This is a genomic window from Collinsella aerofaciens (genome assembly GCF_040915425.1).
Taxonomy (GTDB): Bacteria; Actinomycetota; Coriobacteriia; order Coriobacteriales; family Coriobacteriaceae; genus Collinsella; species Collinsella aerofaciens_BW.
The window spans coordinates 1-26,221 of sequence record NZ_JBCPDN010000025.1 but is presented as its reverse complement, the minus strand read 5'-3'; the positions used below and the strand labels follow the sequence as shown (position 1 = coordinate 26,221).

Here is a 26,221-nt window from a genome sequence, read left to right as displayed (position 1 = left end):
CGGCACACCACCGGCGCAGCTCGTCCAAACGCCGCTGCCATTCATCGTGCGGCTGAATATTGGGGTTGGTCCAGCAGATTGTGGGCTCAAACCCTTCCTCGCGCAGCAGGCGGACCGGCTCAAGAGAGCACGGCGCACAGCAGGCGTGCAACAACAACGGCTTCATCGACATCTCCTCACCCGAAAAAGCGCACGCCGAAGGACGTGTCCTCGCAGGCGACAATGCGGCGGTCGCGCAAAATGGTCCGCACGTAATACCAGTCGCCCACACAGCCTGACAAATGCAAGCCGGCCGCCAGATAGCACAGCAGCGGATAGCCCGAAAACGCAAACCCCAGGGCAAGCGTTGTCGTCACAACAGCCGTCGGTGCCAGGCAAACCGCCATGTACCGCCGGCGCGAATACACAACGCCCTCGGCGCAGGCATAGATCATCGCCGTCTCGCGATTCGCCCCAAAGGTCACCTTCGCGCCCGCAGGCGCCAGCAGCTTAAAAAACACACCGTGCACCAGCTCGTGCACGGCAAATGACGCCGCAGAAACCGCAGCCAAGCCGACTATCCAGCCCACGACAGCCATCCAGCCGCCCGCGTCAGCCGCATCCAAGTCCGCAGGCCCGCCCATCAGCATAAACACCGGCACCAAGCACACGGCAAATGCGCCGAGCACGGCCATCCCCCACACAAAGCAGGCGTGCAGAAAATCCTCGTCTTCAAACGCATGTATGTTGGAAATCTCATTCATAGCATCTTAGGATAGCGCCCCTGCCACGTACCCGTCCGCATGTGCGATAATGTCGAACGATATGCACGAATTGACCACCGCGCCGCCGAGCCCCACGCCCGACTGCGCTCTCACCATATGCGAAGGAGTCCCATGGCATCCAAATACTCCATGAACGACCGTCCCAGCTGGCCTCGCCGCGCCATCGTTACCGCCGGCGAGCCCTATGGCAACAAGGGCCTTCACTTTGGCCACGTCGGCGGCGTCTTTGTCCCGGCCGACTTCTTCGCCCGCTTCCTGCGCGACCGTCTGGGCCGCGAGAACGTCATCTTCACCTCGGGCACCGACTGCTATGGCTCGCCCATCATGGAGAGCTACCGCAAGCTCAAGGAGAACGAGGGCTACGACAAGTCCATTAGCGAGTATGTCGAGTCCAATCACTCCCGCCAGGCCGCGACCCTCAACAACTACAACATCAGCTGTGACATCTACGGCGGCTCGGGCCTTGAGCCGGCGGCCCAGATCCACAACGAGGTAACCGCTGAGATTATCGAGCGCCTGCACGAGCAGGGCACCATCTCCAAGCGCTCCACGCTGCAGTTCTACGACGCCAAGGCCGGCACGTTCCTCAACGGCCGCCAGGTCATCGGCCGCTGTCCCATCCAGGGCTGCAAGTCCGAGAAAGCCTACGCCGACGAGTGCGACCTGGGTCACCAGTTTGAGCCCGAGGAGCTCATCGCGCCCAAGAGCCAGCTCACCGGCGAGGTGCCCGAGCTGCGCCCGGTCGACAACCTCTACTTCGACCTGCCGGCCTACCTCGACTTTATGAAGACCTATACCGCCAAGCTCGCCCAGAACCCGCAGGTTCGCTCCGTGGTCTCCAAGACCATGGAGGAGTGGCTGCTGCCGGCTCAGCTCTACATCCAGAACAAGTTCCGCGAGGCCTTTGATGCCGTCGAGGATCAGCTTCCCGAGCACACCGTGCTGGAGCCCGAGGGCAACAAGAGCAGCTTTACCGTCACCTTCCCCAGCTGGAAGGAGCGCGACGACGCCCACGCAGTGCTCGCCAACGGTGGTGTGCGCTTCCGCAGCGGCAAGGCGCTCGTGCCCTTCCGCATCACCGGCAACATCGACTGGGGCGTTCCGGTGCCCGAGGTCGATGGCGTCTCCGACGTCACCTGCTGGTGCTGGCCCGAGAGCCTGTGGGCGCCCATCAGCTATACGCGTACCGTGCTCGCGCGCGATGCCAAGGCCGCCGGCGTGACCGAGGGCGTCGCCGCCCAGGATGCCGTCCTCATGGGCGAGCCCGCTGCCGACTCCACGCAGGTCCCCGCGCCCACCTACCAGCACAGCTCGCTCGACTGGCGCGACTGGTGGTGCTCTGACGACGCTCAGATTTACCAGTTTATCGGTCAGGACAACATCTACTTCTACTGCATCGCGCAGACCGCCATGTGGGAGGCCCTGGGCTGGAACCTCACGCAGAGCACCGTCAGCGCCTGCTACCACCTGCTCTACATGGGCAAAAAGGCCAGCTCGTCCTCGCAGACGCCTCCCCCGCCGGCAGACGACCTGCTCAACCACTACACCTGCGAGCAGATGCGCGCGCACTGGCTGTCGCTCGGCCTGTCCGAAAAGCCGGTGAGCTTTAGCCCCAAGGCATACGACACGCGTGTGACCGGCAAGGACAAGGACGGCAACGAGGTGCGCGCCTGCGACGACAAGCGCGTTATCGATCCGGCCCTTAAGGAGAGCGCGCTGCTGACCGGCGTCTTCAACCGCCTGGCCCGCAGCTGCTTCTACGGCGTTGCCATCAAGGAAGGCGACGAGAGCCCCTACCGCAACGGCTGCATCCCCGCCGGTGCCGCTTCTGACACCGTGGTCGAAGCCGCCCAGCAGGCAGCTCTCGCCTTTGAGCAGGCCATGTACAAGTTCGAGACGCACCGCGCGCTCGCCGTGTGCGACGACTACCTGCGTGCCGCCAACAAGCGCTGGAGCGACGCCTCCAAGGCCGCCAACAAGCTCGAGGGTAATGAGGCAAACGCCGCGATGACGCAGGCCCTCGTCGACGCCTTTACCGAGCTGCGCGTGGCGACCGTCCTGATGCACGGTATTGTGCCGGCCGGCTGCGAGCTCATCTGCGAGTACTTCGACGTCGATCCGGTCGCCTTCTTTAGCTGGGATAACATCTTTGCCTCCACGGACGAGTTTGTGGAGAGCCTGGGCGAGAAGCCCGGCGAGCACCGCGTGAAGCCGCTGCCCCCGCGCTTCGACTTCTTTAGCAAGCACGAGAGCCAGTACTAAAAACAACACTCGACATGTAATGGAATGGGAAGGAAAGACGGATGTCCAAGCCGCGTCGTCGTAAGCAGAAAAAGCAGGTCAAGGCCGAGCTCAAGCTCAGGCAGTTTGCTGCTACCGAGCTTTCCGACCAGCTTGCCGCCCTTCTCTGCGCCGCCGACCTGCCGCGCTTTATGGTCGACACGGTCGCCGGCGCCTATGCGCCCGCCGATGCTCACCTCATGATCGAGGGCTTCGGTGCCGCAGCCGCACGCCCGGTCACGCTGCGCGCCAACACGCTCAAGGCGACCGCCGAGGACATCGCTGCGGCGCTCGATGCAGCCGGCATCGCCCACAACCCCGTCGCCTGGTACCCAGACGCCTTTATCCTGCCCGAGGCCCAGGTTTCCGATCTGTGGGACCTCGACATCTACCGCGACGGCAAGATCTACCTGCAGAGCCTGTCATCCATGATGCCGCCGTTGGTCCTGGGCGCCCAGGCAGGCGAGGACATCCTGGACATGTGCGCAGCCCCTGGCGGCAAGACGACGCAGATCGCCGCCCTCACGCAGGGACAGGCACACCTCACCGCCTGTGAGATGAACATCCCCCGCGCCGAGAAGCTCGAATCAAACCTCCATCGCCAGGGTGCCAAAAACGTGCCCGTCATGCGCATCGACGCACGCGAGCTCGACGAGTTCTTCCGCTTCGACCGCATCCTGCTCGACGCCCCCTGCACCGGCACGGGCACCGTCATCAGCGGCAACGAGAAAAGCCTGCGCGGCCTGACCGAGCAGTTGCTGAGCAAGTGCGCCCGCTCGCAGCGCGCGCTTCTGGACCGCGCCATGGGTGCCCTCAAGCCGGGCGGCACGCTCGTCTATTCCACTTGTTCGATCATGCCGCAGGAAAACGAGGACGCCCTGCAAGAGGCCCTCGACAAGCACATGGACTGCGAGCTTATCCCCCTCGACGGCACGCCGAGCGAAAGCGAAGCGCACCGTGCCCAGGAAGCTGGCGAAGAGCCACGCGTCGAGAGCAACGCCCTCACCGAGGCCATCGCTGCCGGCCATGTCTCGGCCGTCGCCAACGGTATGCCCGGCACGCTGACCATTCCGCCTAGCCGCGACTTTGAGGGCTTCTACATTGCCCTGATCCGAAAACGCAGCTAGCGCACGGATCCAAAACTCAACAAGCTATCTCTGTGCGCGTTTGCCCTGCTGGTCGCGATGCTGTTTAAGCATCGCGCGCTCCTTGCGTTCGGCCCTTTTGCCCTTAATGGCCGTGACCACAAAGTAGATGACCGCGGCGGCAACGATTGCGCCCACACACAGGCCAATCGAGCCCAACATTGCCGAAAATTCCATACCGCGTCACCTCTCTTGTAAACGGGACTTTCAAGATAGCACCTCGATCCCCGCCACCACAGCTCCTTCACGTTCACCGGCCCTTCGGTCTAACGGATGGCGCGGCGGGGAAAAATCAACTCGTCAAACGATTTAGCATTCGCAATTCCGGCTGCATAGCGCCGGCCGTTATCACATAGAATCGAGCCTCCATGGATACCCTCAACGATCTAAATGAGCGCGTCGACGCCTTCGTCGGCACCAGCTCCTTCGACACGCCTGCGGCGGCAAACGACCAAGCTCCCATCGATGTGCCCGCCGAGGTGCACAAGGACATCGTCGCCTCGGTCGATTTTTCCGAGGTCGAGCTTGCAGACGAGTTCACCGAGCCCCAAGTAGCCGTCACGCCCAACGGCCTGCTCCCTATGGAGCCCCTGCCCATCGACGGACGCCTGCGCAAGGCTGCCCTTCGCATGCCCGACGAGATCGAGGAGGCCAGCGGCTTCACGCTCTTTGGCCGACGCATCAAGTCGCTCATTTACACCACCGATGTCGCGGTTATCCGCAACTCCAACGCCGACGCCGTCTTTGCGGTCTACCCTTTCACGCCGCAGCCCGCCATTACGCAAGCGCTGCTGACCGTCGCCGAGTGCCCGGTCTTTGTAGGCGTGGGTGGCGGAACTACGACCGGTAAGCGCTCCGTGCAGATGGCAGCCGTCTCCGAGATGCAGGGCGCGGCGGGCTGCGTGGTCAACTCCCCCGCTACTGCCGAGATGGTCGAGCACATCACCAACATCGCCGACATCCCCGTCATCGCCACGGTCGTTCGCTGCGACGACGATGCCCACGCCAAGGTGCGCGCTGGAGCCAAGATTCTCAACATCGCCGCCGGCAAGAACACGCCCCAGGTCCTACGCGAGCTGCGCGAGCACTATCCCAACCTGCCGCTTATCGCGCCGGGCGGCAAGACGCCCGAGAGCATTCGCGAGACCATCGCCGCCGGCGCCAACGCCATCATCTGGACACCGCCTTCGGCCCAGCAGCTACAGACCGACATGATGCAGCGTTATCGCAAGATGAAGGAAGACGCCACACCTGTCATCTCGCGCGACGACGTGCCCATTATCGACCAGGTCGCCGCCGCCGAGGTCAGCCAAGTCGAGAACATGAATCCCGATGTGCCGATTCCCGACGAAGTCATCGAGCGCGTCGCTTCGATCCACGAGCGCGTCGAGGAGCATCGCGCCAACCGCGGCCTCAAGCCGTCACTGCACGGCTTTTTCTTCCGCGGAAAGAAACGCTAGCAAAACATCTTGGCCCGCCCCACAAACGTGAGGCGGGCCGTTTTCGTTTGAGCAATCATGCAGCGACGTGATGGGGCAAATTAATCCACGCGCTTGTCGCCCATAAAGAAGAGCGCCACCGTACCAGGTCCGGTATGCGAGCCAATCAGAGTACCGATGTCATTGATCTCAATCTTGCCTTTAAGCTGCGGAACCTGTTCCTCAATCAGCGCCGCGACCGCCTCGGCATCCTCGCGGCACGCCGACTGCGACATGATGCACTTACCCGAATAATCTGCACCGTCCTGTACGTGTGCCATCATGGTCTTAGCCATCTCGGAAATCGCTCGCTTCTTAGTGCGAATCTTCTCACGTGGCGACAGCTTACCTTCGCAATCGACCGTCATAAGCGGGCAAATCTTGAGCGCCGTGCCGATGATCGCGCTCGCGGCCGAAATGCGACCGCCGCGCAGGTAGCTCGACAGATCGGTCGAGAAGAACCAGTGGTGCAGGTTGAGTTTATGCTCCTCGATCCAAGCGGCCGTCTCGTCGAGTGAAGCCCCGCTATCGCGCACGTCGGCGGCATATTCCAGCAACAGACCAAAGCCCGAAGACGCCCCCAGCGAATCGATGACGCGTACCTTGCCGCCCTGGGGATAGCGATCCGCAAGCATCTGCGCCGCGACGCAGGCCGATCCATATGTGCCCGAAATACCCGACGACAACGTCAGGTGCAGCACGTCTTTACCCTCGGCAACAAACGGCTCCCAAAACTCCTCGTACTCGCCCACGCTCACCTGAGACGTCTTGGGCATGGCGCCCGCGGCAATCTGGGCAAAAAACTCGTCCGGCGTAATCGACTGATACAGATCGTCCGTATAGACAACATCGTCGATCTCGTAATGAAAATACGCGACGGGAATATTGCGCGATTCAAAGAACTCACGGGTTCGGTCGGCGGCGGATTCACAGGTCAGGACAAAATCACTCATATGAGGCTCCTTACTCATTGCTGCGCAAATTATCGCACAGTGAGCCTACATGCGGTACATATGTCCACTATTTACCAAATCGAACCAAAAATAGTGAACATCTTTACCACCATCGTCTCCACCGGCCCCACGCAAAAATATCTGAGAAAACACCCTCTGTCGTCTCCACTCAACCGCCATATCTACCTCAACTAAATCGATTTACCAAACCGTTCATCCGACAATTCAGCCGCTGGCGCAAAATCGAAACAAAAGCGGCGCATACTGGTAAACGTTTGACGCTGTTTATCAGTTTTACCAGCCCCATCGGAAGGTGTTTCATGGTCGCATTCGATCGCAACCCGCAAGACTTCAAGTATCTGCGCCTGCTGTCGAGACAGTTCCCCACCGAACAATCCGCATTTACCGAAATTATCAACCTCTCGGCCATCCTCAACCTACCCAAGGGCACCGAGCATTTTATGAGCGACGTGCACGGCGAGTACGAAGCCTTTATGCACATCCTCAACAACTGCTCGGGTGTCGTGCGCGAACATGTCGACGAGATCTTTGGCGACACGCTCTCCTTTGACGAAAAGGGCGAGCTGTGCACGCTCATCTACTACCCGCGCGAGAAGATCGAGCTGGTCCGCAGCCGGCGCGAGGACTCCCCCACCTGGTACAAGACAATGCTCGACCAGCTCATCATGGTCGCTCGCTCGCTTTCAAGCCGCTATACGCGCTCCAAGGTGCGTAAGGCCATCCCGCGCGATTACGCCTACATCATCGACGAGTTGCTGCACACGCATCCGGACGAGAACAACTATCGTGTGCGCTATCACGAGCGCATCGTGGAGTCCATCCTAGAGACCGCAAGCGCCGACGACTTTATCGAGTCGCTCGCCTCGCTCATCAAGCGCCTGGCCGTCGACCACCTGCACCTGGTGGGCGATATCTTCGACCGTGGCGGCGGCGCGGCCAAAATTATGGACCGCCTGCTCACCTATCATTCGCTCGACATTCAGTGGGGCAACCACGACCTGCTGTGGATGGGCGCCGCTGCCGGCGAGCCCGCCTGCATCGCCACGGTGCTGCGCAACAACCTGCGCTACGACAATTACGAGATCCTCGAGAACGACTACGGTATCTCGCTGCGCGAGCTCGTCGCCTTTGCCGATGCCACCTACACCGCCGGTGAGTCCATCACCCCGCTGATCAAGGCCATCAACGTGCTGCTCTTTAAGCTCGAGGGCCAGATTATCCAGCGCCATCCCGAGTTCGACATGACCGACCGCCTGCTGCTCGACAAGATCGACCACGACGCCGGCACGGTCACGCTCGCCGACGGCAGCGTGTGGCCGCTCACGACCAACGACTTCCCCACCGTCGACCCGGCGGACCCCTACACGCTCACGTCTCAGGAGCAGCACATCATCGACAAGCTCGTGTCAGAGTTTGTCACCGCCGATCACCTGCATCGCCATATCGATTTCCTCTACACCCACGGCTCGATGTACAAGGTCGCCAACGGCAACCTGCTCTTCCATGGCTGCGTGCCGCTCAACGAAGACGGCACCTTTAGCAGCATGAACTGCCTGGGCACCTGGCACGCTGGCCGCGATTATCTCGATTTTTGCGACCACATCGCCCGCCGCGCGTGGCGCGTGGGCGACCGCGATGCCCTCGACTGGATGTGGTACCTGTGGATTGGCTTCAATTCACCCGCCAGCGGACGCCTGGTGCGTACCTTTGAGCGCGCCTATATCGCCGATAAGAGCACCTGGGTCGAGCCGATGGATCCGTACTTTACGCTTACCAAGTCGCCCTTGGTCTGCGATGACATCATGCGCGAGTTTGGCGTCGCGCCCATGGCATGTTCGCCGACCGGACACATCATCAACGGCCACACGCCCGTTAAAACCACCAAGGGCGAGCAGCCCATCCGCGCCGAGGGCAAGCTGCTGGTCATCGATGGCGGCTTCTGCCGCGCTTACCATCCCAAGACGGGCATCGCCGGCTATACGCTCATCTCGAGCTCGCGCGGCTGCCGCCTCAAGTCGCACCGGGCCTTTACGACGGTTGCCGAGGCACTCACGCGCAACGTGGACATCGAAAGCGAGACCAACCGTTTTGACCAAGCGGACCGTCGCCGCATGGTGAGCGACACCGATACTGGCGCCAAGATCCGCAGCCAAATCCAAGACCTGCGTCAGCTGCTCGATGCATATAGAAACGGTGCTATCGAGGAGCGCGCCTAGCACCACCCGCGGGGATTGGCTAAACTTGCTGAGTTTGTCATCCCCACGGCGTCCCCGCGCCACCCTAAGGCAGGTACCATGCAAAAGCTCCTTGCGCAGATCATGAAATTTGGCGTCGTCGGTGTCATTGCCACGGTTATCGACTTTGGCATTATGAATCTGCTCCACTACGGTCTCAGCCTCAACATCCTAATCGCCAACACCAGCGGCTTTATCATCTCACTCATCTTTAACTACCTCGCAAGCATGAAGTACGTGTTTGCGCACAAGGAAGGCATGAGCCGCCGCCGCGAGTTCATCATCTTTGTCGTGCTGTCCGTGATCGGTTTGGTGCTCAACGACGGCATCGTGCTGGCGCTCAACGCCGGTCTGGGGCTCGAGGCCAATATCGCCAAGATTTGTGCCACCGCGCTTGTCATGGTCTACAACTTTGTGACCCGAAAAATCTTCCTGGAGGGCGACGAGACAAAATAGCTCGAAACCCCTGCAGCATTACGGCGCCCACGGACGACGCGCACTCAGCGCAGTATCGTCCGTGGGTGTCGCTCGTTTACGGGCAAATTTTTAACGTTTGCGGATTAGCTCTTGAAAATTTGGCGAGTTCATATAGTTATTGGCAAAGACCTTACGTTTCCCTTGTAAAAGCTCTAAAGTATCCTCTGCTCGATTCATCAACGCATTGGATGTGATTACGTGCGCAAGGCGCTGGCACAACCTCATACCAAGCAGTTCCTCAAGTTTGCCGTCGTGGGTCTTATCTCCTTTGGCATCGACTGGGGCATGCTCATTGCGCTCGTCGAGCTGTTCCACCTCGACTTTTTGATGAGCACCACGGTTTCGTTTATCACGTCCGTCGTGGTCAACTACTGGCTCAGCATGAAGTACGTGTTCGACCACCGCGAAGGCATGAGCCGCAAGCGCGAGTTCACGATCTTCACCATCCTGTCGGTGATCGGCCTGGGCCTCAACGACCTGTACATGTTTGTGGGCGTCACGTTTTTGAGCATCGGCTACCAGGCCATGAAGGCCATCGCCACGTTCTTGGTCACCTGGTACAACTACTTCAGCCGCCGCTTCTTCCTCGAGGGCGCACGGTCGTAGTCGATTCACTATTTGCTTGAATGTATAACCGGTTGGAATTCCCGTTCCAACCGGTTTTTTGTTTGCCGAGAGATCCGGCGACCCAGTCCCATTCGCACGAAAAACGGGCGGCCCGGATGTTTGTCCGAACCGCCCGTCTGGCGCGCTATGTCGAGGCCTCTAGCCTGTAACGTAATACCAGACTACGTTGTCGCCGTTTGAGAGAACGTAGTTACTACAGGCCGTCATGGGCGTTGTGCCGTTGACGGAGTACATCCACCCGCTCGTGCCGCCGTACTGTTTCTCGGCCAAACCACCAATCGCGGAAACATACGTGCCGTACGACGAGCCGTGTGCGTTGACAGAAAGGCCTAGCGCGCACAGGGCATCGTAAACGGTAGCGCCTTCGTTAAAGGTAAAGGTGCCGCCAGAGGACACGGGATTGCCCACAGCGCTCGATGTGACCGAAACCGTCACCGTAACGTAGTTGGACTCCTGTGAGCCGCTTTGGCTGCCCGAGGAGGCGTTTCCACCATTAGAGGATGAGGCTCCATCAGACGACTGGCCACCGCCCGAAGAAGCACCGCCAGACGCATTGGAAGTATCACCGGCTCCCGTATTTTGGGCAGCGGATTTATCGCCAGACTTCTTGCCGCCCCGGTCCTCGGACTTCTTGCTATCCGAGTTTTTGTCCGATTCCTTGTTTGAAGACTCGGAATCGTCCTTGGCGTCGTTCGAACCCTTGGGCTCGTCTTTTGCATCATTCGAAGATTTGGAATCCTTGGAACTAGCCTCGCCCGAAGCGGCAGACGAGCCAGATCCCTTGGTGTCCTTGGCGACGACGCTCTCCCCCGTCACGGTCTGAACGATCCAGTCAATGGACCAGGCGCCGCTCTCGGAAGGATGGACGAAGCCCAGCGAGACGACGATCAGAATGGTGCACGCGGCAGCAAGAACGCCAAGGAGCGCCTTGCGACGAGAGGCGGACGCCGCCGAAGCGGCGCCCTGTTGCTTTGCATCGTCGAACTGAATGAACGAGGAATCTGGTTGCTTGGGGTCAGCGTCCTTGGATTTATTGGACACAACCCTCACCTACCGACGTTTGGTGAACACGAACACGCCGACGATGGCGAGACCGATGACGCCGGCGGCAACGCCAACAATGGCGAGCGGGTTGGTGCCAGTCTCCTGCTCGGAAGCACTAGAGGACTTCTTAGCAGTGGTCGTAGAAGCAGCACCCGTATCGGACTTGGAATCGGACTTCTTGTCGGACTTGCTGTCCTTCTTGTCAGACTTCTTGTCAGACTTCTTCTCGTCCTTCTTATCGGACTTATCGGAGTCCTTCTTGTCGGACTTGTTGTCCTTGGTCTCGGTCTTGGTCGACACCGTCGTCTTGGTCGTCGGCTTATGACCCGGGGCGACAGCGCCGCCCTTCGAGCCGGAGCCGGAACCCGTGCCAGTGCCAGCGCCAGTGCCGGAACCAGTACCGGTACCAGAACCGCCGCCGCCATTCGAACCAGCGCCGCCATTACCGCCAGGGTTAACGGCATTCTTGGTCCACTTGGCATACAGCGTCAGATCGGCCGTCACCGGCGTGCTAAAGTCATACGCCTGCGTGCAAGCCTCATCGGTATACCAACCGCCGAAAGTGTAGCCATCGCGCGTCGGGTCGGCCGGCTTGACCAGCTTGCCATCGGCCGTAGCAACAAACTTAGTGTCGCAAGCAGACCCGCCGTTGGAGTTAAAGGCAACCGTCCAAGACTCGACAGCTCCAAGTTTAAACAGCGTGCCCGAATCATTAATGTAGTAGAGATTGCCAGAAGCATCGGCAATGACCGGAGAGTCACAGTACTGGTAATGGCCAGCCGCATCATAAATCTGCGTCGCCTCTGCATCGCCGAGCGTATAGCGATACACGCCACCACCAGCAGAGTAGTTGACGTAATCCTTGCTATCCGCGCTGTTAACGGTGAAGTACACATAGGTCTTGCCGCCCTGAACACTCACCAACGGAGTAGCAGCAATACCGTTGAGACCAGCCGGCAGCGCCTTGCCGTCGGCAGCAGCGACCATCGTGGTCTTACCCGTCTTCAGGTTATAGAGAGCCAGAGCAGAGCCCGTAGCCGTCTGTCCGCCGACAATCAGATTGTCACCAGACACCGCAGGGGCGCTCAGATTATTCGTAAGGCCCAGATCAACCGTCTTCTGCTCGCTCAGTACGCCCTTCGCCGAAAGCGAAATCACATGGAGCTTTCCATCGTGCGTCATCTGATAGAAGGTCGAACCATTGGACGGATCGGCGACACAGTCGGCGTTCGCGAGAGCGCCGAGCTTCATGGTCGAAACGACATCGCCCGTCGTCTTATCAATGCACTTAAGCGTACCCGCGCTCGTAGGAACGATGGCATACTTATCCGTCAAAGCCGCACCAGTCCAGTAATAGCCCTCGGCAGGGTCGATGTTCTGCCAAGAAACTTCGCCCGTGGCAATCTTAATGCGCGCAAAGGAGCCGTTGCCGTAGGTCGCGTTGTAATTCTCGTCATACGAAATATCGACCGAGCCTACATAGACGTACTCGCCGTCCGAAACGACGGTGCAGGAGCTCTGCGTCAAGTCCGTCAAACCAGGCGTCAGCCACTTGCAGATCAGCTTGTCTGCAGTAATCGCCTGGACCGCACCGCCGTTGAGCGGAACGATGATAAGGCCATTGGTATAGATCGGACGAGAGGTATAGCTCACCTTGGAGGCAACGGCGCAGAGGCAACCTTTTTGCCCGTGGACGAATCGATCTTAATGAGCTCGTTCTCGGTCGCGATGTACACAAAGCCGTTAGCGATGACAGGCTCGCTGCAGTTGGCATACTGCTGACCAGACTCGGCCTTCCAATCGAAGGCCCACTTAAGACCGGCGGCCTGCGCAGGCGTCTTGGCATCCGTTACGGTCGAACCGTTGCCACTGTTGCCGTAGCCGGCCCACTCGACATCCCAATCAGGAGTCGTCGCGCTCGGATCCACGACAATCTTGTCGGGATCGGGCATGGGCGAATTATCGGTGGTATAGGCAAGCGTGACCTTATCGCCGCTCTGGAGCGTAATCTGATTGGCGCAGAGTAAGGAGGGCTCTCCGTTGATATACAGATGCCAATATTTATTGGTCGCAGCATCCCAACCATACGGCTTGTGATCGAACGGCGAAGTAATGGAATTCAGGAACCAGTACTCACCACTCTGGGAGCCGTTGTATGCAACGCCCTTGGCCTTCAGAACTGCCTCAATAAGGTTCTGGGCCGTGGAGCCTTCGGGCAGAGAAACATTGCTTGCCGTGCCCCAACGCGTATTGTTCCCGTTGACATCGGGACCGATAACATCGACAGACCCAAGAACCTGGCCAGGAAGGGCATCGGCGTCAGCACCATACATAAAGGTGACGGCATCGCCCTCATGGAGCTCGTAGGCACCGGCGCCAACGTCGGCGAACTTGCCATTTACGTAGAAGCGCCAATAGCTATTGGTCGCAGCATCATAGCCACAATAGGACTTACCATCGAAGGGCGAATAAATGCCGCTGAGGAACCAGCCCCAAGACGATTCGCCAGCATCGAGAGTAAGGCCGACCTGCTCAAGGAGATCCTTGGCAGTGGAGCCTGCCTTGAGACTCGTCTGACCCGTCGAAGCCCAAACCTGCTGCTTGCCGTCCTTGTCCTTACCGAGAACCTGAACAGAAGCATGGACAGAATCGGACGGCAACTGGTCGCCCCAGCCACCGTAGAACCACGTGACGGTATCGCCGGCATGGATGGTGACATTGTCCGCCGTATAGTCACTCGACTTGCCGTTGATGAACAGCTGCCAATAGGTCGAATAATCTTGGGGCGTACCCAGCTCAACACCGTTGTACTTAAGGCTCAGAATGAAGGAGCCCGCAGCAACGGCGTCAATGTCGTTCGCCTCGAGTGCGACCTTCGTAAGATCAAGCGCGCTCGAACCGGACGTCACCACATACTGCGCATTATCGACCCAAGCCTGAGTCTTGCCCTGGGCATCGCGACCAATGACGGTCACATTTGCGGCAACCTGGTCTTTAACGACAGGGGACGAGCTACCAGCCGTATAGGCAAACTCAATCTTCTGCCCCTGGGTGAGCTTGACGCTGCTCGCGCCAACCGAGGAAGACGCGCCGTCGACGAACAGCTGCCAGAAGGCATAAGTCGTCGGATCGTAGGCAAGCGTGCGACCATCGCTCGGGGATGTGATGCTTTCGAGGTAGAAACCGTATGCCGTGTTCGGTTCGTACTTCGCCTTGAAGCCCGTCTTCTCCTGCAGCTTAATGAAGGCATCCGCAGCCGTCGCGCCCTCGTCGAGCTTGAGCTGCGTAGGTGCCACCCAGGTCTGAGCCTTGCCGTCAGCATCGGTGCCGATAATCGAGAACGAGACCTCGACCTGCTTCTTGGCGACATCGCCGGTTTCTGTCGGGTTCTCTGCCTGAACGGTAGCCGCGGCGGCAGATCCCGCTTGGCCAGCGGATGCCGTCGAAGACTGCTCGCTCGTGGCAGGGCTCTCCCCCGTCGCCGAGCCTTCGTCGCCAGTTGCTGCCTCTGTAGTGGCGGCACTAGCTGCAGGCGCGCTCCCAGAATCCGAAACCCCGGCCTTGCCCTGGTCGGCAGCACCGTCCGTGGCCCCCGTGCCCTCACTCGGCGTCGCAGCCTGAGCCACAGCCTCGGCAATGCCCTCGGCGCCCTCGGCCCACAGCTGAGCCGGCGTGGTGCCAAAGGCCATCGCGAAGGCCAGGAATGCCACCAGGCCGCGCTTGGCTACACCGCGTGCAATCGCGCCACGGCGATGCGAGACGCGCTGGCGCTCGTCCTCAAACATATCCATTTGTCTCCTACTGTCTGTACTTGGAGCGTTGCCTTGAGACTGCCCCACGTCATCGCGCATGTTGCGCTCGAGTTCCCCCATCGGGACCCCCTTCCCTCCAGAGCCCTATGCACACCGGCGGCAAAAGCCGCAGCCGCATGCAAGACGGGAGGCGATCCGACTTAACCTTAACGACTCGGGCACGTCGTCCGATCTGCGACGCGAGCATCCCGAGCCAAGAGGAATTACGGTTACTGGTACAGCCGGGGACTTGCACCCCGATTCTCCCAAATGCGCAGGATAACCGCGCATTCGTGCGTCTCCGCACCACCATCTAGGCCATCGATTATTACCGTCAAAATGGTATCACGCAAAAGGGCCTCGCACGCAGGCGAAGCCCAAGGTAAAAGCTATTGTTTGCGATAGGAAAATGCGGTGACGGCCGCAGCCTCTAGTGCTTGCCGCCGTGACTGTTGAGCCAGATATTGCGGCCCAGCATAAGCGCCAGCACCAGCGCGCTCACGTAGCCCATAAAGCCAATGACCGGGATACCAAACACAACCGGCTCGATGCGCGCGTAGTACACCACCGACGAGCCGATAAACAGACCGGCGATCACAATTGCCATCGACATGCGGTCGATAATCCCACCTAGCTGTCGCAGCGCCTTATCGCTGCTCATGATCTGCGTGTTCACCTTAAGCTGGCCGCGTGTGAGCATGCGCGAAGCCAAGCCCAGATACTCGGCCGCCTCGAGCGAGCCCTTCGCCGCGCGATAACTGCTCGCTGCAAAGTCGCGGCTCATCTCGCGCATGCGGGCGTAGGTGCTCTTCTCGTTTTTGATGTGCGTCTGGATGATCTGGATCATGTTGACGTTAGGCATGTACTCGGTCAACAGGCCCTCAAGCGTCACCATGCCGCGGGCGAACATTGTCACCACGCTCGGCAGCTCAACGTCATTTTTGCGCGCGAGGTTTAACAGCGAGGTCAAAAACTCACCGATATCCAGGTCCTTAAGGTCAAGGCCCGCAAAGTCAGCCACGATAAAGTCCAAATCGGACAAAAAGGCCGAATGATCGAGCTCAGCCGAGTCGCCACGCGTCACGGCGAAGCGCATGAGCGAATCCTTGAGCTTTGGCACATCGCCCTCGGCCACGGCAAAGATCATATCCTTGACGATACCGCGGTCGTGGCTCGACATGCGTCCGACCATGCCCAAGTCGATAAAGTAAACGATGCCGTCCTTGAGGATGATATTTCCCGCATGCGGGTCGGCATGGAAAAAGCCGTCGTCGAGCACCTGCGTCGAATAGTCCTCGACGATCGCGGCGCCAATCTTTTCCAAGTCATAACCCTCGGCTGCCAGTCGTTTGGGATCGGCAATCGAGATGCCGTCAATGTAGTCCATGACCACAACATGCTCGGTGCAAAGGTCCAGGTAGGATTTGGGACACGACACGCCATGGACGCTCTTATGGAACTCATAGAAATCGTTGAGGTTTTTGGCCTCGGCCAAAAAGTTGGTCTCCTCGCGAAACGAGGTCCACAGCTCCTCGACCACGCCGTGCAGGTCAACGAATTGATCGGTGTTGACGAACTTGGAAACGATACGCACCACCGAGCGGATGATATCGATGTCCTGTGCCATAACCTGCTGCGCACCGGGGCGCTGCACCTTGACGGCCACGTCCTCGCCCGTCACCAGACGAGCGCGGTGCACCTGCGCGAGCGATGCGCTACCAAGCGGGTTGGGGTCGATCGCATCGAACATCTCCCCCAGGCGCAGGCCGTATTCTTCTTCCAGACAACTGAGTACGACCTCGTACGGCACAGGCTCCACGTCGGAGCGCAGACGACGCAGCTCGTCGCAAAAGCGTTGCGGCAGAATCTCGGACCGGTTGGCCAGAATCTGCCCCATCTTGACGAACATGGGGCCGAGTTCCTCGAGCAGGCGGCGCAAACGAACCGGCGTGAGGTTATCCCACACGCGGTACTTTTTGACCAGGCGAACAATCTGCCCGATGCGTTCGCGACGACCCGCCGGCGTGAGCTGGTATTCCTCGTCCGGCGCCATCGCGTCGGGCTCCTCGGGCACCATATCGACAGCGCGTGGCTTCTTGCGAGCGCCCGAGACGACGGCGTCGACCTCATCGACAACCGCCGCCTCGTTACCCAGAGGATCTAGATTGTTGTAATCGGTGGTGGAATCTGCCATCTGCGCTGCTACTCAGCCTCTTCGGTATCCTTCGCATCGTCGGGCTCAACGGACTCGACGGGCACCGAGGTCACGTTGTCCTCGACCGAATCGACGATGTCGCGCACATGGGCCAGGAAGGCCGTGCGCTCGGGGGCGGTCATGACGCAGACCCGGGCAAGGATGAGCTCGTCAAGCACGCGCTGGGCCGCGGTCTCGCCCTGCATGCCCAAGCGCTCGGTCAGGTCGGAGATGGTGCCGCCGGCCTGCTCGAACATGTCGGACACACTGCGGGCGATATCGGGGGTGGCGGTGTCCTTGCGAACCTGCTCGCCCTTGGTATTAAGGTCGTCGAGAACCTTCTTGCTGCCCTCGACGGCAACGGCGGCAGCGCCAAAGCCCACGTTAATGGCGCCGTTAACAAGCTGATCGAGTTTCATAACCATGGTTGTCTCCAATCACAAACAACTGCATTGGCGTTCTTGTACCCAAGATTGAGTGAAAGCGACAAAGCGTTTTAGCGCTATTCGATCGACGGGAAATCCCTACCTCACGTTGTCGTTCATCGCGAAAGAGTTCTTCATGGCGCAGCTCGTGGTGTAAAGCACCTTGCCCAGCAGGGCATCGGTCTCCACGCGAACACGCTCGGCAAAGGCCTCGTTGGCGCGTGCAAGCTCGGCAGGCACCTCGACCTCGGGCAGAGCGGCTACGGCAGCGTCGACGTCATGGATCTGCTTGTGGCCCATGCCACCGACCTTCTCCTGATAATCCTCGACCGCGCGGCCGCACTCATGGAAACGGACGTCAGCCAGGGCGCCGATCAGGCGGTTGGCCCAGTAGAAGTTTTCGGACGTTACGCGAGCCTGCGTGTCGGCATAGTACTCGGGCATGGTCTCGACGTTGGCGTACAGCGGAACCAGCGCGTTAAACGAGTTGGAACCAAAGGCCATCCACTGCACGGCGCGATACGCCGGCTGTGCATAGGGGCGCAGCTGCAACACGGCGAGCTGGCTGTTGCGGTTGATGCCGATGGGGCGATAGGCGCCACGCGTAGCGGGCGTGCCCTTGCTGCCGTAGCAGTCGTACTCCGTGCCCTGGTAGTGGCTCGAGAGCACGTACTTGATGTCCTCGATGGTCACCTTGCGCTCGGGCACGCGGCTCCAGGGGATATCGTCGCTCTCGGGCGTGTAGTCGGCGTCGGGGCCATCCCACACGTCGCTGGGGTTGAGGCAGCGCTGCATGTACCAGGCGCGCGGCGTGTTGTAGACATGGTCGCTGTCGCTGTGCGAGCCAAAGGCCTCGCGCGGGTTAAAGACCGTCGCCGGACCGTCGCCCTCGACGCCCAGCGTCAGGTCCAGATGCCACTCGGCCATCCAGGAGCGCAGGTCGGACGAGCACATGTGGTCGGTCTGGGCGCCCTCGGCGTCATCCAGGTCAAAGCTGTCGATACCCAGCTGGTTGGGCATGGTCACGTAGGCGTCATCGGGCACGCGCTTGGCGATCCAGTGGTGGCCGCCGATGGTCTCGAGCCACCAGATCTCGTCCACATCGCTAAAGGCGATGCCGTTGTTCTCGTAGGTGCCGTAGCGCTCGAGCAGGTCGCCCAGGATACGAACGCCGTCGCGGGCGGACTTGGCGTAGGGCAGGACCAGGGTCACCATGTCCTCCTCGCCCAGGCCACCAGGCTGCGCCGGCACATAGCCGTCCTCACCCTCGTTGCCCTTGGCGGGCACGTAGTCCACGAGCGGATCGGCGCCGCGAACGCGCTCGTTGGTAGTGAGCGTCTCGGTTGCGGACATGCCCACATTGAGCTCGTTGAAACCGGCCTCGGCCCAGATGCCGTGGCCCGGAACAACATCGGGGACGCTCGTGTAGCGCATGGGATTATCGGGCAGCTCAACGGTCAGGTGACTCAGGACGCTCGTGTAGACGCGCGGCTGCTCGTCGGGATGCACCACGCGCATACGCTTGGGCTCAAACACCCCGTTGGACGAGTCCTCGTTACGCGCGACCAGGGTCGACCCGTCGTAGCTTGCGTTTTTACCGACCAGAATCGTTGTGCACGGCATGCGCATCCTCCTTGAGTGAAGAAATCAAACGATAACAGTGTATCGCTTCGGCGCAGAAAGGGCGAAACCACGGCCCCTCGAGACCCCCTCGGGACCTCTGTGGTCAAAAAATGCCAAATATGAGTACTGTCACCAATTTAGTAGCAGCAAATTTCCTTGTAATGAGTGCCGAAAATCCCTATTTGTCCAAAAGCGAGACCGCGTTATTCCCCATAGGTTCAATAAAATGGGCTTCCTAACGATAATGGATATCGCTAGGAAGCCCAAATGTCATAAAACATATGTGACCATCTTGACAGCAGTACTCATATTTGGCATTTTTTGACCACGTGGTATATAGCTAACCCCTCAAGCAGCCCAAAACACCTATTTCGATGCACGCTCCGCCGCCTCAATCACGTGTTTGGCGAGAATCGCGGTGGTCACAGCCCCCACGCCGCCCGGCACGGGCGTGATGGCGTTAACGACCGGCTCCGCAGCATCAAAATCGACGTCACCCACCAGCTTGCCAGCGTCCTCATCCCAGTTAATGCCAACATCGATGATCGTCTGGCCCTCGCGAACGGCATCCGCGCCAATCGTACGCGCGCGTCCAACGGCGGCAACCACAATGTCAGCCGCACGGCACTCGGCAGCAAGGTCGCGCGTATGCGTATGGCACGTCGTCACCGTGGCATTGAGAGCCGTAAGCATGGCGGCAACGGGACGGCCAATCACCAGCGACCGACCAACGACCGCGACCTTGGCCCCATCCAGCTCAACACCGTAATGATCCAGCAAAGCAAGCGCGGCTTCGGCTGTGCAGGGGGCAAAACCCTCGCCGCGTCCCGAAAGCGTGGTGAGCAGCGAAGCCGGCGTCATGGAGTCAACGTCCTTGGCGGGATCGAGCGCTGCGGCGACGGCGTTCTCGTCAAGGCCGGCGGGCAGCGGGCGGAACATCAGACAGCCATGAACAGCCAAGTCGGCATTAATGCCCTCGATAGCCGCCAGCAGCTCGTCCTGCGAGACGTCGGCAGGAAGCAAAACGCGACGAGCCTCGATGCCAACCTTTTCGCAGCGTTTAAGAGCGCCACGCTCATAGGACAGGTCGTCCTCGCGCTCGCCCACACGAACAATGGCCAGCGTCGGCACAACGCCGCGTTCGCGCAAAGCAACGCAGCGAGCAACGAGCTCCTCGGTCAAAGCGCGAGCAACGGGAGCACCCTTCAGCAGTTCAGCCATGGCTATCCTCTCTTCCTCGCAGCGTCGGAGGCGCGGCGCGCCAGCGCATCGGCGCGCGGCAACCATGTGTCGAGCAACTCATCACACGCCGTCTCGAGCTCCTCAGCACGAGCGCGATCTTTCATAGACGTGGTGTTCGCAAAGAGCGTCAAACTCGCGCCCTGCATAGCAGCACGGCAGAACACGGCGCCGCACGCCACATCGGACAGCAGCTGACGCGAGCCCTTGTCGGCCATGTCCTCGAGCAGCGCCAGCGCACGCCCGCAGGCATCCATAATGCGATACGGCGGCATAGCGGCCACATGCAGCGCATCCTGAATCGCGGTCGCTCGAGCCGGATCGTCACGCGGAATACCGTACGCCGCGGACACCTGCCCGTAGGCACGAACGTCCTCGGCAACCAGACCCACAAGTTCCTGCGCCAACTCATCCGCCTGGGCAAACGCGCGCGTCAGATCGTCTGCGCGATCGGCAAACGCGGGGTTTGTCGCACCGTAGCGGGCAACCATTCCGCACAGCGAGGCGCCCAGCGCGCCCACAAAGGCGCTCGCGCTGCCACCGCCGGGAACCGGCTCGCGCGCGGCAAGCGCCTCGGCAAACCCGCGGCAGGTCTTGTCCATCATCTCTTGGCTCATACGCACGCACCTTCAAGTCATATACATCGGTCGGGTGGCAACCACCGACCGACCGCATCGATCACATAATGGTGCTAAGTCTAGCCCATAAGTACTCGAGCGTCAGCGCACCTGGCCATCGCGGATTTCTATGGCACACGATAGACCATGCCAACGCAAACATGGGACACATGGCTCACCTTTCGGGACTTCCGGACGTCACAAACTGGGGCATATCTATAAACAAGGAACCTGTTGGGGCAACGCCCGCGTACACGCGCTCCTTTAAAACAACGGGCACCTCACCCCGGGGAGAGCCGGCAGCACCGGCCCTCCCCTCTTTTGCGCCCGGACATATTGCCACTTAACGGCGCAAATCCGGCCCCCAGAATGGGACACATGGCCCACCCGAAGGAGCCGCTCGCGCGTACAGTAAAGGCAGGTAATCCATGGGCGATTACAGATCGAGGAGGACACGACCATGAAAAAGAAGGCCTTTGCGATTCTCACCCTCTGCATAAGCCTCTTTGCCGCAGTTGCCCTGGTGGGCTGCGGTGGCAGCGGCGGCGCTACCGGAAGTGGCGGTGGCGGTGGAGCAGAAAAGCCAGCCGTGGATATGAGGACCGACTTCATTTGGTTTAAGGTCGAGGTCCCCGAGGGCGTCGAGATCACCGACGTCGCAGGCGACACCGCCGACAGGGCCCAGTTTAAGTTCACCGAGAGCGAGCACGCCAGCGATCGCTTCATCCCCGTCTTCGACTCTGACAAGAACGCCGATGAACTGTTCGACTACGAGGCAAAGTGGAATGCCAACTCCGGATGGACCGAGAGCGATCCCGTTAAGTACAACGGCAAGACCTGGCGCAGCGCCTACTTTACGCACTCGGGCGGCGTGACGACCGAGTACTTCACCGACGTTGACGGTGGCAGCGTGTATGTGCGCATCGACAACGTCGAGGAGCACAAGGACGCCGTCGAGACCATGATGAAGTCCCTGGAATTTGCCGATGACATCGCCGAGGCCAAGACCGAGGCCATGGACGTCAAGCTCGACGATATCGAGATCAAGCGTTAAGCGACTGGCGAGCGCAGCGGGAAACACGGGCGCAGTGCAAACAAGCGACGGTACCCCAGCGCTTCGTACCCAGGGAGGGCCGGTAAACCGACCCTCCCTTTCTTATGCCGGTAGCCAACGAACGCGAGGATGCCGGACGCCGGAACCGCTCCAAATGTAGCAACAGTACGAAAACGACAAGCACCCCAACACGTCCGCCCGCCGATTTATTGCGCCGCGCAGACAATTAAACCAGCATCTTTAAACATCTGAGCAGTATAGTGACCAAAACTATCGCATAACCGCACTCTACGAATGGAGAAGTTATGACCGAACACCGCGCCATCAGCCGCCGAGCATTTACGTTGGGCCTTGGACTCGCGGCGTTGTCGCCACTTGCAAGCCTGCCCGAAACCGCCATGCTGGGCATTAGCCCGCGGGCAGCCTTTGCGGACAGCACGGCCGGGCCAGCAGTCAGCCTCGACAATTTCGTCATTCGCCTTCGCCCCGCGGGCTATTTTCGTACCGCAAGCGTTAACGAAGACGGCAACGTCATCGGCAACGTCTGCCATCTGTTTAATGACGGCACGTCCAGCAAGCTCATCCTTGAGAACGTAACGACCAAGAATGACGATACAAACTGGTATGCTATCCGCACCTTGCTCAATTTCGAAGAGCATAAAAAGACGGGCTACAGCATTTGGTCGGTCGATGGCGACTCGGACAAAGACGGAAAGGTCATCCACGTATGGAGCGGCGAGTATGACAACAAGCCCAGCCGCGCTTTTGCGTTCGAGCGGCAATCAAACGGAACCTATATCATCCGAGACCGCACGGTCGAGAAAGAAACCGAGAAAAAAGACATTAAGTACCTGGCAATAGAATCGAACGGCGAAGACCAGGACAACAATAAGATCTGCCATAAGAGTAAGAGCATTCCGTGGGAGCTCGAACTTATCGGTTACGACATGAAAAAGAACGATGCCACGGTTAGCAGCCTCGACTGGATCACGTACAGCAGCTACGTCGATGGGCCATGTTGGATGAAATACGTCGACGACAACAAGTTCCTCGACGAGCTGAGCATCCCGGGTACGCACGATTCGGGCACCTGTAGCGTGGACAACGACACCGAGCCCCAATCCTCGCAAGTAAAATGCCAGCAGGATTACATTCCCACGCAGTTGCTCGAAGGCATTCGCTATTTTGATATCCGGCTCGGAAAGGGCGACAACCCTGGCATCTGCCACGGGGATTTCTACCTATTCAAAAAAGACGGGGACTATCTGCATCTCTCCGATGTCATCGGGTACTTTAAAACGTTTTTGAACGAAAACCCGACAGAAGCGCTCATCATGCTTGTATCACGAGGCAACGACGAGGCTACCGACGAAAGTGTTACGACGGCTTTCGCCAAGGTTTTGGACGACAACCCCAAACTGTTCTATACGTCGAGCCGAATCCCCACGCTACACGAGGTGCGCGGAAAGATCGTTCTGCTGCGTCGATTTAGGCTCGCCGGCAACAGTGTAAGCGGCCACACGTGGGGCCTCGACCTTACCGAATGGGATGACAAGATCAAGGCTCACTCCGACAGCGCCACTATGTGTCTCGTCCAAGACGCGCGGGGCTTTGAAGCCGCGGGGGAAACAGGCGATAAAGAGCCCTATTGCACCAAGGTATACGCCCAGGACAAGTACAAACTCACGGGAACCGACAAGCTCAGCTGGGTCGATAATGCGCTGAAGGAAACGTCCGGGCGCACGCGCAACGAGGTAGATGTCGAGGACGATAACGGGGCCAAGGAGAAAGTCCTGGAGCGTTGCTGGTCTATCAACTACACCAGCTGCACGGGCTTGTCGCACGGAGGCAATCCTTTTACCTCGGCACGAGTAGTCAACGAGCATCTGTATAAGAGCCCGTACATCAATCCCAGCGGCATCGAGGATACAAAGTCAGATTACCTCAAGCACATTGGCATCATCGCATCCGACTTTGTTGATGCGGCGCTGGCCCGGAGCATCTATCAGCGCAATTACGATACGGAGCACAAGCAGACGGCTTCGTACTATCTCCCGTACTATCTCCCGACCCGCATGCGCATGACGTACGGCGACTCGCTGAGCGATGCCTCATTCCAGGATGGCAAGACCGTTGGCGAGGGTCATTTCCGCCTTGCCGACAGCAGCAACGCGCTCAACGCGACAGCTTCGGGCCATGCGTTTGCCATTGAATACGTGGATGTCGACGCCCTGGGCAACGAGACCGTTACGGGGCTGCAGGGCTCTGTGCCCATCGATATCGATCCGCTCGCGCTGACGCCCCATTTTGAGGGACTCGAAGGCCTTAAGGCCGGCGAAGACGTGCGCGCCAAGATTGCGGCATCACTCGAGGGCAAGCTCGAAACCGACGCCTGCACCGCCCAGCTCGAGTTTGTGCACGACGCGGACGGCGCTCCGGGCACGGCAATGGCCGAGGGCGAGGCATTTGCCGCGGGGACGTATTGGGTGCGTGCGAAAGGTCTGTTGGGCGACGCGGCGCAAAACTACACGCTCGCCAGCGATGGAGCCGCAAGCTTTACCGTAGCGGCCTCGGGCAGTGCAGGCGGCACCGGTAGCGGCACGAGTTCCAACGCAGACGGCGCCGACAAGAACGGCGGCGGCAACAAGAGCAAGGGCTCGACCGGAAAACTCGCCGACACGGGCGACGGCTCTGGCGTTGCCGCCGGGCTCGCTGCCGCCGCCGTGGCGACAACGGTCGCCGGCGCGGCGATGCTTGCCAATGACCGCGAAAACGTTGGGGACGACAGCGAATAGGCAAGCCCGCCTTTTAGACACATCGACTCAATTGGGGGGGCGCAGAATACCGTTCTGCGCCCCGATTTTTACCTTAGCCCGAACACCGTTATCGGCTACATCACCATGTTCAGCGCATTCACGAACTCCTGAGCTTGGGAGCGGCTGCTCAGACTAAAGACACAGGCAGTCAACAGCCTGTTACGTAGGAAAACGTCGCGGCCCTTGATCCTGCTGACCCCCGTAATGTCCTTAAGATAAACAATCTCGGTGTGCTTGCCACCAAAAGTGCCCTTCTTGAGCACCTCGATGCGGTTAAGGTAGATCTTGACGTCTTTAAACCTACCCGAACCTTTGTCCTGGAACAGCAGCGTGTTGTTGTCCATACGCGTCACTCCCGCGGGGTTCGCTAAAACTGCCTCTATGGTCACATTTTAACCACCGCAAGGCCCCATGCGATGATGTCAGACAGCACAGCAATTCGTGTCCGCGCGAGGCTTTAAGATAGGTATGCTCAGCTGCATCGATGCGACCGGAATATTCTAGGAGCACGCCTCGTATTATTCGCTATTAGAGGAGGTCTTACCTGGTTTACGTATGGGAATTCGAGTTCTTTGATTCGGACGGCATTGAACTTCCCGTGCCAGACTTCGGACATGAGCCGCGACACGGCGGCAAGATTATCGCTGTAGCCGTCAACCGCGAACTCGGCGACATTCCCGCCGTCACCGCAGTGGATGCCGCGCGTATGCTCGGTGTTAGCTCAGCACGGGTGTCACAACTGCTAAATGCAGGACTGCTGGATTCATGGAAGGATGGCACCAAGCACATGATGTCCAAAGCCTCCATCGAGGCACGACTCGCCGATGCACCAAGGGTGGGACGCCCCAAAGAGGCCCCCGTTGCCGTGTAAGGCGATGCCGCTGTGGGCTTTCATCACCTGACATGCATGGCAGCCAGGAACGCTCGATTCGGGACTCACTGCGCCCCGAATCGAGCTGGGCCCATTGCTGCAGGCTGATTCGCATCCCCGATCCCAAAAAGACAGAAGCGCCACTTGCTTCGTTGAGCCCCAACATCCGACCCCGGCTCCCCCTCGTATCCCCAGCGGCATTTCAACTCCAGGACATGTCGCGATCATGCCCGGTCATCCATGCAAATGGACACCACTCTAACACTGGGGTCAGATATCCCCCGCTGCGGCGTATAGGGTAAAATCTTGTCTGCCGCGGAATCCGCCTGCGGGCAACGCTCCGATCTCCGATTGGGGTGAAGCCTATGAACTTGTTTCTTGAAATCCTGCGCCTCTCGATGTACGCGACCGGCATTGCCCGGAACCTCTACGCGATCTGGCGGGAATATAAGCAGTAACGGATAGCGAAGGGAGTCATAGAAAAGGGCCGGGGCTTATAGGACAAAATGTGTGTCCCGATAGAACACCCGTTTCCATCCATTAATCCAGCCAGAACGGGTACGGGTCC

22 protein-coding genes are annotated in these 26,221 nt (G+C 59.6%); 9 read left to right on the top strand and 13 right to left on the bottom strand.

Annotation, left to right across the window (positions count from 1 at the left end; genetic code table 11):
* Both AB5164_RS05005 and AB5164_RS05000 read right to left on the bottom strand, forming a co-directional pair.
* On the bottom strand, positions 1-166 hold a 166-nt coding region (locus tag AB5164_RS05005; protein ID WP_368147863.1), incomplete at its 3' end, for an epoxyqueuosine reductase QueH.
* 10 nt (positions 167-176) lie between these two features.
* A complete protein-coding gene (locus AB5164_RS05000) occupies positions 177-743 on the bottom strand; it encodes a DUF3267 domain-containing protein (RefSeq protein ID WP_368136888.1) in 567 nt (188 codons plus the stop codon).
* A 132-nt stretch (positions 744-875) separates the two neighbouring features.
* Between AB5164_RS05000 and AB5164_RS04995 the strand changes: the two genes are divergently transcribed.
* Positions 876-3,026 (top strand): methionine--tRNA ligase, encoded by a 2,151-nt coding sequence (locus tag AB5164_RS04995; protein ID WP_368136887.1) that lies wholly within the window; start codon positions 876-878, stop codon positions 3,024-3,026.
* 41 nt (positions 3,027-3,067) lie between these two features.
* Positions 3,068-4,171 (top strand): RsmB/NOP family class I SAM-dependent RNA methyltransferase, encoded by a 1,104-nt coding sequence (locus tag AB5164_RS04990; RefSeq protein WP_368142688.1) that lies wholly within the window; start codon positions 3,068-3,070, stop codon positions 4,169-4,171.
* A gap of 24 nt (positions 4,172-4,195) precedes the next feature.
* Here AB5164_RS04990 and AB5164_RS04985 read toward each other — a convergent pair whose 3' ends face one another.
* A complete protein-coding gene (locus AB5164_RS04985; protein ID WP_215673345.1) occupies positions 4,196-4,366 on the bottom strand; it encodes a hypothetical protein in 171 nt (56 codons plus the stop codon).
* Positions 4,367-4,557: 191 nt separating this feature from the next.
* Between AB5164_RS04985 and AB5164_RS04980 the strand changes: the two genes are divergently transcribed.
* Positions 4,558-5,649, top strand: a complete 1,092-nt coding sequence (locus AB5164_RS04980) for a beta/alpha barrel domain-containing protein (protein WP_152068286.1) — start codon at positions 4,558-4,560, stop codon at positions 5,647-5,649.
* An 80-nt stretch (positions 5,650-5,729) separates the two neighbouring features.
* Here the strand turns inward: AB5164_RS04980 and AB5164_RS04975 are convergent, their stop codons facing one another.
* On the bottom strand, positions 5,730-6,620 hold the full coding sequence (locus AB5164_RS04975; protein ID WP_368142689.1) for a DegV family protein: 891 nt from the start codon (positions 6,618-6,620) through the stop codon (positions 5,730-5,732).
* A gap of 320 nt (positions 6,621-6,940) precedes the next feature.
* Between AB5164_RS04975 and AB5164_RS04970 the strand changes: the two genes are divergently transcribed.
* The 3 genes from AB5164_RS04970 to AB5164_RS04960 all read left to right on the top strand — a co-directional run bounded on the left by AB5164_RS04970 (position 6,941) and on the right by AB5164_RS04960 (position 9,958).
* On the top strand, positions 6,941-8,857 hold the full coding sequence (locus AB5164_RS04970) for a fructose-1,6-bisphosphatase (RefSeq protein ID WP_368142690.1): 1,917 nt from the start codon (positions 6,941-6,943) through the stop codon (positions 8,855-8,857).
* Positions 8,858-8,935: 78 nt separating this feature from the next.
* Positions 8,936-9,331, top strand: a complete 396-nt coding sequence (locus tag AB5164_RS04965) for a GtrA family protein (protein WP_368142691.1) — start codon at positions 8,936-8,938, stop codon at positions 9,329-9,331.
* Positions 9,332-9,550: 219 nt separating this feature from the next.
* On the top strand, positions 9,551-9,958 hold the full coding sequence (locus AB5164_RS04960; protein WP_022095123.1) for a GtrA family protein: 408 nt from the start codon (positions 9,551-9,553) through the stop codon (positions 9,956-9,958).
* Between the two features lie 159 nt (positions 9,959-10,117).
* On the opposite strand, the gene AB5164_RS04955 is transcribed toward AB5164_RS04960, so the two are convergent.
* The 8 genes from AB5164_RS04955 to AB5164_RS04920 form a co-directional block, all read right to left on the bottom strand.
* Positions 10,118-11,020 carry a DUF4430 domain-containing protein gene (locus AB5164_RS04955; RefSeq protein WP_346978911.1) on the bottom strand — a complete coding sequence of 301 codons (903 nt, stop codon included), beginning with the start codon at positions 11,018-11,020 and terminating at the stop codon, positions 10,118-10,120.
* 9 nt (positions 11,021-11,029) lie between these two features.
* Complete coding sequence (locus AB5164_RS04950; protein ID WP_368142692.1) at positions 11,030-12,676, bottom strand: InlB B-repeat-containing protein; 1,647 nt, start codon at positions 12,674-12,676, stop codon at positions 11,030-11,032.
* Positions 12,673-14,814, bottom strand: coding sequence for a DUF4430 domain-containing protein (locus AB5164_RS04945; protein ID WP_368142693.1), 2,142 nt, complete (start codon positions 14,812-14,814; stop codon positions 12,673-12,675). The genes AB5164_RS04950 and AB5164_RS04945 overlap by 4 nt, the downstream gene beginning before the upstream one ends.
* A gap of 430 nt (positions 14,815-15,244) precedes the next feature.
* Positions 15,245-17,008, bottom strand: coding sequence for an ABC1 kinase family protein (locus tag AB5164_RS04940; protein ID WP_368142694.1), 1,764 nt, complete (start codon positions 17,006-17,008; stop codon positions 15,245-15,247).
* An 8-nt stretch (positions 17,009-17,016) separates the two neighbouring features.
* Complete coding sequence (locus tag AB5164_RS04935; protein ID WP_368142695.1) at positions 17,017-17,433, bottom strand: hypothetical protein; 417 nt, start codon at positions 17,431-17,433, stop codon at positions 17,017-17,019.
* 99 nt (positions 17,434-17,532) lie between these two features.
* The gene (locus AB5164_RS04930; RefSeq protein ID WP_368142696.1) at positions 17,533-19,056 is read right to left on the bottom strand and encodes a C69 family dipeptidase; all 1,524 of its coding nucleotides are present in this window, start codon (positions 19,054-19,056) and stop codon (positions 17,533-17,535) included.
* 366 nt (positions 19,057-19,422) lie between these two features.
* Positions 19,423-20,277, bottom strand: a complete 855-nt coding sequence (locus AB5164_RS04925; RefSeq protein ID WP_368142697.1) for a bifunctional 5,10-methylenetetrahydrofolate dehydrogenase/5,10-methenyltetrahydrofolate cyclohydrolase — start codon at positions 20,275-20,277, stop codon at positions 19,423-19,425.
* Positions 20,278-20,279: 2 nt separating this feature from the next.
* Positions 20,280-20,912, bottom strand: a complete 633-nt coding sequence (locus AB5164_RS04920) for a cyclodeaminase/cyclohydrolase family protein (RefSeq protein WP_368142698.1) — start codon at positions 20,910-20,912, stop codon at positions 20,280-20,282.
* A 460-nt stretch (positions 20,913-21,372) separates the two neighbouring features.
* Between AB5164_RS04920 and AB5164_RS04915 the strand changes: the two genes are divergently transcribed.
* Both AB5164_RS04915 and AB5164_RS04910 read left to right on the top strand, forming a co-directional pair.
* Positions 21,373-21,966, top strand: a complete 594-nt coding sequence (locus AB5164_RS04915) for a hypothetical protein (protein WP_368142699.1) — start codon at positions 21,373-21,375, stop codon at positions 21,964-21,966.
* A 305-nt stretch (positions 21,967-22,271) separates the two neighbouring features.
* Positions 22,272-24,761, top strand: coding sequence for a phosphatidylinositol-specific phospholipase C (locus AB5164_RS04910; protein ID WP_368142700.1), 2,490 nt, complete (start codon positions 22,272-22,274; stop codon positions 24,759-24,761).
* A gap of 95 nt (positions 24,762-24,856) precedes the next feature.
* Here the strand turns inward: AB5164_RS04910 and AB5164_RS04905 are convergent, their stop codons facing one another.
* Complete coding sequence (locus AB5164_RS04905) at positions 24,857-25,126, bottom strand: hypothetical protein (protein WP_117769543.1); 270 nt, start codon at positions 25,124-25,126, stop codon at positions 24,857-24,859.
* 254 nt (positions 25,127-25,380) lie between these two features.
* Here AB5164_RS04905 and AB5164_RS04900 point away from each other — a divergent pair, with 254 nt between their 5' ends.
* The gene (locus tag AB5164_RS04900; RefSeq protein ID WP_117848843.1) at positions 25,381-25,653 is read left to right on the top strand and encodes a helix-turn-helix domain-containing protein; all 273 of its coding nucleotides are present in this window, start codon (positions 25,381-25,383) and stop codon (positions 25,651-25,653) included.
* The last annotated feature ends 568 nt before the right edge of the window (positions 25,654-26,221 follow it).